Annotated in this window: 8 protein-coding genes; all 8 read right to left on the bottom strand. The window is 69.1% G+C overall.

Annotated features, from left to right (window positions below; genetic code table 11):
- The coding region (locus C5O18_RS11140) for a FitA-like ribbon-helix-helix domain-containing protein (RefSeq protein ID WP_105192240.1) at positions 1-174 on the bottom strand (174 nt) is incomplete at its 3' end.
- Positions 175-312: 138 nt separating this feature from the next.
- Entirely contained in the window at positions 313-948 is a 636-nt protein-coding gene (rdgB, locus tag C5O18_RS05645; protein WP_206389742.1) for an RdgB/HAM1 family non-canonical purine NTP pyrophosphatase, read from the bottom strand.
- Positions 949-1006: 58 nt separating this feature from the next.
- The gene (gene metW / locus C5O18_RS05640) at positions 1007-1600 is read right to left on the bottom strand and encodes a methionine biosynthesis protein MetW (RefSeq protein ID WP_105192234.1); all 594 of its coding nucleotides are present in this window, start codon (positions 1598-1600) and stop codon (positions 1007-1009) included.
- Complete coding sequence (metX, locus tag C5O18_RS05635; protein ID WP_277422150.1) at positions 1590-2831, bottom strand: homoserine O-succinyltransferase MetX; 1242 nt, start codon at positions 2829-2831, stop codon at positions 1590-1592. The genes metW and metX overlap by 11 nt, the downstream gene beginning before the upstream one ends.
- A 69-nt stretch (positions 2832-2900) precedes the next feature.
- Positions 2901-3233, bottom strand: a complete 333-nt coding sequence (locus tag C5O18_RS05630) for a DUF167 domain-containing protein (protein WP_105192232.1) — start codon at positions 3231-3233, stop codon at positions 2901-2903.
- A gap of 76 nt (positions 3234-3309) precedes the next feature.
- The gene (locus tag C5O18_RS05625) at positions 3310-3888 is read right to left on the bottom strand and encodes a YggT family protein (RefSeq protein ID WP_105192230.1); all 579 of its coding nucleotides are present in this window, start codon (positions 3886-3888) and stop codon (positions 3310-3312) included.
- Between the two features lie 102 nt (positions 3889-3990).
- Entirely contained in the window at positions 3991-4821 is an 831-nt protein-coding gene (gene proC, locus C5O18_RS05620) for a pyrroline-5-carboxylate reductase (RefSeq protein ID WP_105192228.1), read from the bottom strand.
- A gap of 51 nt (positions 4822-4872) precedes the next feature.
- On the bottom strand, positions 4873-5613 hold the full coding sequence (locus C5O18_RS05615) for a YggS family pyridoxal phosphate-dependent enzyme (RefSeq protein ID WP_105192226.1): 741 nt from the start codon (positions 5611-5613) through the stop codon (positions 4873-4875).
- Between the last annotated feature and the right edge of the window lie 174 nt (positions 5614-5787).

Below are 5787 nucleotides of genomic sequence, written 5' to 3'. Positions count from 1 at the left end.
ATCCGGCATGCCCGCGAGCACCTCGGTGAACGCGCGGCGCGGTGGCCGCTGCAAGGCGGCGCGCAGGATTTCCCGATGCTCGGCTTCGGCGCTGCGGCCATGCGCGGCAGCGGTCTGCTTGAGGGCATTCACGATATCGGCCTCGACATTGCGGACAATGAGATTGGTTGCCATGATGCCCTCCACACGCGGCTTGATTGCATTGATTGCAACACGAAGCCGCAATCAATGCAATCAGCTCGAACGCCAAAGCGCATCAGTACCCTCAGATGTAGACCCGCGCCATCACCAGCGCCAGCCGGATATCCGAAATCACAGCCCGGTCTCGGCCCAGCGCGCCTTGAGCTGGCGCAGTGCCTGGCCACGATGGCCGAGCTCGGCCTTGCGCTCGCGCGCCAGTTCGGCGCTGGTCAGGCGGCGGCCATCCGGCGCCTGGTCGCCGGAGAGGAACAGCGGGTCGTAGCCGAAGCCGGCGTCACCGGCTGGCGCCAGGGTGATCTCGCCTTCCCAGCTCGCCTGGCAGAGCACCGGCAGCGGATCGTCGGCATGACGGACCAGCGCCAGCACGCAGACGAAACGTGCCGTGCGCGGGGTCTCCGGCGGCAGCGCGGCCAGGGTGGCGAGCAGCTTCGCGTTGTTCGCGGCATCGCCGCCCGGGGCGCCGGTGACCGGGTCGGCGGCATAGCGGGCGGAGTAGATGCCGGGCGCGCCGCCGAGGGCATCCACCGCCAGCCCGGAGTCGTCGGCCAGCGCCGGCAGGCCGGTCAGGCGCGCGGCGTGGCGGGCCTTGAGGATGGCATTCTCGACGAACGACAGCCCGGTCTCGTCGGCATCCGGCACGTCGAAGTCCTTCTGGGACAGCACCTCGACGCCGCTGTCCGCCAGCAGCGCCTGCAGTTCCCTGAGCTTGCCGGCATTGCCGGTGGCGAGCACGAGTCGGGTCATCATGTGTTCCTGTTCAGCGTGTTGATGCATGCGGCCGGCGACTGGCGCAAAGACCAAGGCATCATCCCCGCGTGACGCGGAAGATGCCGATCTCCCCGAACAGATTGGGGAACCAGCGCGACAACGCGCTGCCCTGCTGGCCCTGGTCCACGGCGAGGCGGTCGAGCACGCGCAGGCCCTTGTCGCGGCACATGGCCTCGAAGTCCCGGAAAGTGCAGAGATGGATATTGGGCGTGTCGTACCAGCCGTAAGGCAGCGCGCGCGAGACCGGCATGCGGCCCTTGCTGCCGAGGTACCAGCGCGTGCTCCAATGCCCGAAATTGGGGAAGGTCACGATCACTTCGCGCGCCACACGCACCATTTCGTCGAGCAGCTCGTCCGGCCGCTGCACCGCCTGCAGCGCCTGCGCCATCAGCAGCGTGTCGAAGCTGTTGTCGCGGATGTTGGCGAGGCCTTTGTTGAGGTCCTGCTCGATGACATTGACGCCGCGCGCCACGGCGGCGGTGATCTTGTCCGGATCGATCTCCAACCCGTAGCCGCGCACGCCGAGGGTATCGCGCAGGTGCGCGAGCAGCTCGCCGTCGCCGCAGCCGAGGTCGAGCACGCGCGAACCCGGGCGCACCCACTGCTTCACCAGGGCCTGGTCAAGACGCATGGCGGGCCTCCAGGGCATCGGCGATGCGGTTCATGTAGGCGCCGAACACCGCCAGGTAGCGCGGGTTGTCGAGCAGGAAGGAGTCATGGCCCTGGGGCGCGTCGATCTCGGCGTAGGTCACGTCCTTGCCGGCGTCCATGAGGGCATCGACGATTTCGCGCGAGCGCTCGGGCGAGAAGCGCCAGTCGGTGGTGAAGGAGATCACCAGGAAACGGCACAGCGCCCGGCTCAGCGTGCGCGCCAGGTCATGGTCGAAGTCGCGCGCCGGGTCGAAGTAGTCGAGCACGCGGGTCATGAGCAGATAGGTGTTGGCGTCGAAACGGCGCGAGAAGGTCTCGCCCTGGTAGCGCAGGTAGGACTCGACCTGGAACTCGGCGCCGTAGCCGTACTGGTAGGTGGTGGCGCGCAGGTCGCGGCCGAACTTCTGGTGCATGGCGTCATCGGACAGATAGGTGATGTGCCCGACCATGCGCGCCAGCCCGAGGCCGACCTCGGGCACCACGCCGTGCTCGTAGTAGTGCCCGCCATGGAAATTGGGGTCGCGGCGGATGGCCTGGCGCGCGACCTCGTTGAAGGCGATGTTCTGCGCCGACAGCTTGGGTGCGCTGGCGATGACCACGGCATTGGCGACGCGGCCGGGGTGGTCGATGCTCCAGCGCAGCACCTGCATGCCGCCGAGCGAGCCGCCGACCACCGCCGCCCACTGCTGGATGCCCAGGTGGTCGGTCAGCCGCGCCTGCACCTTGACCCAGTCGCGCACGGCGACAATCGGGAAGTCCGGCCCCCAGGGCTTGCCGGTCTCGGGATTGACCGAGGCCGGACCGGTGGAGCCGTGGCAGCCACCCAGGTTGTTGAGCGCGACCACGAAGAAACGGTTGGTGTCGATGACCTTGCCCGGCCCGATGGCGGTATCCCACCAGCCCGGCTTGCCCTTCTCCGCCTCTTCGAGCGTGTGGTAGCCGGCGGCGTGATGGTGCCCGGACAGCGCGTGGCAGATCAGCACGCCGTTGCTGGCATCGGCGTTCAGCGTGCCGTAGGTCTCGTAGACGATGTCGCAGGACGGCAGCGTGCGGCCGCAGGCCAGCATCAGCGGCGTATCGATGCGCAGCAGCCGCGGCTCGACCAGGCCCACGCTGCCGACCGGGAACGGCGGCAGGCCGTCAGCGGCGACAGCGCCGGCGGCAGCGGAACCATCGGAAGACGGCGCGGATGGCGGCAGGGCATCGGACATCGGAGCACTCGATACGAAAGCGGAAGGCGCTGGGTGCAGGGCACCATGCGCAAACGGTGAGTGTACGGATCAGCGCGGGGGCTCGTCCACCGATGCGGCGGCCTGTTTCGGCAGCCAGGCCGACAACGCCTCCGGCCAGCGCCGGGGGGCCTCGACACGCCAGCGCTTGTGCCGGGAGGTCTGGCCGCTGACCAGGCTGACCGCGGACACCGGCACCGCGAAGGCCTCGGCGAGGAAGCGGCGCATGGCCTCGTTGGCCTTGCCATCCACCGCCGGTGCCTGGATGCGGATCTTCAGGGCATCGCCGTGCAGGCCGGCGAACTCGCTGCGCTTCGCCCCGGGCTGGGCATGCACGAGCAGCAGCAGGTCGGTGCCGTCACGACGCAGGGCAGGTTCGCTCATGGCCTATTCAGGCCTGGTCGGCTCATGCTTGGTTCAGGTACCAGCACATGCCATGCCGCCAGCGTCACGCCGGGGCTCAGCCGGCCAGCGCCGACAGCACCTGCGGCTCCAGAGCGTTAAGCAGTATTCCGAATATCTGCAAGGCCAAGAAGGCAATGATCGGCGACAGGTCGAAGCCGCCAAGGTTGGGCAGCAGGCGACGGCACGGCGCCAGCACGATCTCGGCGATCTGCAGCAGAGGCATGAGGCCCGGATTGACGCCGCCGGAAGCCATGGCCACCCAGCTCAGGATCACCGTGCCGAGGATCAGCCAGAAAAAGAAGTCGATAGCTGACTGCAATAGGTCGAAGACTGCAGTGACCACAAGCAATGCCGGAGTCGCGACAAGCCCATCCAGATGCACGACGGCCGCCAGCTGAATCAGCTTGATCAGCACGATGAGCACCAGCGCGGCGATATCCAGACCGAAGAAGCCAGGCACGGCGCGGCGCAGCGGATTCAGCAGCGGGCTGGTGGCCCTGACCACGAACTGCGACATGGGGTTGTAGAAGTCGGCACCGGCGACCTGCAGCAAGAAACGCAGCCAGACCAAAAACATGAATACGCTAGTGCCTGTCTTAACCAGCAGAATAACGATCTCTTTCAGGGCATCCATCAGCAAAACTCCGTGATACGGCAATCACGCCACGGCGGGGGCACTGCGCCATCCGCCCGGGTCGAACGGTGCGCGCCGACCGGAAGCCGGCGCGCGGTAACTTCAGTCGCGGCCACCCAGCTCGCGGGCCATTTCGGCACCGCGATCGGCGCAGGCGGCGAGCGCGCGCTGGAAGATATCACCCAGGCCGGACTCGTCGAAGACGCGCACGGCCTGTTCGGTGGTGCCGGCCGGCGAGGTCACGCGGCGGCGCAGCTCGGCCGGGCCGACATCGGCGGTGATCGCCATCTGCGCCGCGCCGAGCGCGGTCTGCAGGGTCAGCGCGCGGGCATCGCGCTCGTCCAGGCCCAGCGCCACGCCGGCGGCGATCATGGATTCCATGACATAGAAGAAGTAGGCCGGACCGGAGCCGGACACTGCGGTCACGGCATCGATCAGGTCCTCGCGCTCCACCCACAGGCTGAGGCCGACGGCACCCAGCACCTGCTCGGCCAGGCGACGCTGGTCTTCACCGACCTCGGCGCTGGCGAACAGGCCGGCGGCACCGGCCTGCACCAGCGCCGGCGTGTTCGGCATCGCCCTGACCACCGGCAGCGCGGCGCCCAGCCAGCGCTGCAGGCTGGCCACCGGAATGCCGGCGGCAATGGAGATGATCAGCGGCCGGCGCGCGCGCGCGATGCCGGCGATGGGCTTCAGCACGTCGGCCATGACCTGCGGCTTCACCGACAGCACCAGCACATCGACCGCAGCCGCCAGTTCGGCGTTGTCGGTGGTCGTGCGCAGGCCGCGCCCGCTGTGGGCGGCGAGCTGGGCGGCGCTGGGGTCGGCGAGCCAGAGGGAGGCGGCGGGCCAGCCACGGGCCAGCAGGCCGCCGGCCAGCGCCGAGGCCATGTTGCCGGCGCCGATGAAACCGATACGGGGATGACTGCTCATGCGGGCGAATCCTGTCGAAACATGCTTCGTTGGCTTGACCGCCGGCCGGGCTCAGGCTTGCCGCGCCGGGCGGGCGCCGAAGATGGCGGTGCCGATGCGGACCAGGGTGCTGCCGGCGGCGACGGCCTCGTCGAGGTCGTCCGACATGCCCATCGACAGCGTGTCGAAGGGCTGTTCGGCCAGAGCCGGCAGTCTAGCGAGTAAATCCCCGGCTGTCTCGGCGAGACCGGCGAGCGCGGCGGTGTTGCCGGGGCGGGGAATGCACATCAGCCCGCGCAGGCGCAGGCCGGGCAGGCGCATGACCGCCGCCGCCAGCGCCGGCAGGTCGGCGGGCGCGCAGCCGGACTTGCTGTCTTCGTCGTCGATGTTGACCTGTATGCACACCTGCAGCGGTGCCATGCCCGGCGGACGCTGCGCCGACAGCCGCTCGGCGATCTTCAGGCGGTCGAGCGAATGCACCCAGTCGAAATGCTCGGCCACCACGCGGGTCTTGTTGCTCTGCAGCGGCCCGATGAGGTGCCACTGCAGCGGCAGATCGGCCAGCTCGGCCATCTTGTCGACAGCCTCCTGCACGTAGTTCTCGCCGAAAGCCGTCTGCCCGGCCTGCGCCAGCGCGCGCACGGCGGCCGCCGGCTGCAGCTTGCTCACCGCCAGCAGGGCCACGCCGCCTTCCGGCCGCCCCGCCCGCACCTCGGCCGCGCGCACCCGCACCAGCACGGCCTGGCGGCGCTCGGCCAGGGCCTGCGCTGCCTGCACTGGCAATGTGCCGGGCGTTGTATCGGCGGATGACATGACTGGCGCTCCCCTCGGGGCTGGTCTTCACTTGAGCGGCGATTGTCGCAAAGCCGGAGAGCCATCGCCATGACCTTCCCCGCCATGACGCTGCCCGACTGGCTGCTCGCCGCCTGGCACCAGGCCCGCCACGCCGGCGCCTCCGACCTGCATCTGGTCAGCGGCCAGCTGCCG

Origin of the sequence: Amnimonas aquatica (assembly GCF_002943415.1) — a bacterium.
In the GTDB taxonomy this organism is placed as follows: domain Bacteria; phylum Pseudomonadota; class Gammaproteobacteria; order Pseudomonadales; family Moraxellaceae; genus Perlucidibaca; species Perlucidibaca aquatica_A.
Note: the sequence above shows the minus strand (reverse complement) of the source record. Positions and strands in the feature narration are given on the sequence as shown.

Bases quoted from the DNA above. Each gene is read 5' to 3' on its own strand.
- rdgB (WP_206389742.1), bottom strand. From the start codon at position 948: ATGATGACCCGACTCGTGCTCGCCACCGGCAATGCCGGCAAGCTCAGG.
- metW (WP_105192234.1), bottom strand. From the start codon at position 1,600: ATGCGTCTTGACCAGGCCCTGGTGAAGCAGTGGGTGCGCCCGGGTTCG.
- metX (WP_277422150.1), bottom strand. From the start codon at position 2,831: ATGTCCGATGCCCTGCCGCCATCCGCGCCGTCTTCCGATGGTTCCGCT.
- C5O18_RS05630 (WP_105192232.1), bottom strand. From the start codon at position 3,233: ATGAGCGAACCTGCCCTGCGTCGTGACGGCACCGACCTGCTGCTGCTC.
- C5O18_RS05625 (WP_105192230.1), bottom strand. From the start codon at position 3,888: ATGGATGCCCTGAAAGAGATCGTTATTCTGCTGGTTAAGACAGGCACT.
- proC (WP_105192228.1), bottom strand. From the start codon at position 4,821: ATGAGCAGTCATCCCCGTATCGGTTTCATCGGCGCCGGCAACATGGCC.
- C5O18_RS05615 (WP_105192226.1), bottom strand. From the start codon at position 5,613: ATGTCATCCGCCGATACAACGCCCGGCACATTGCCAGTGCAGGCAGCG.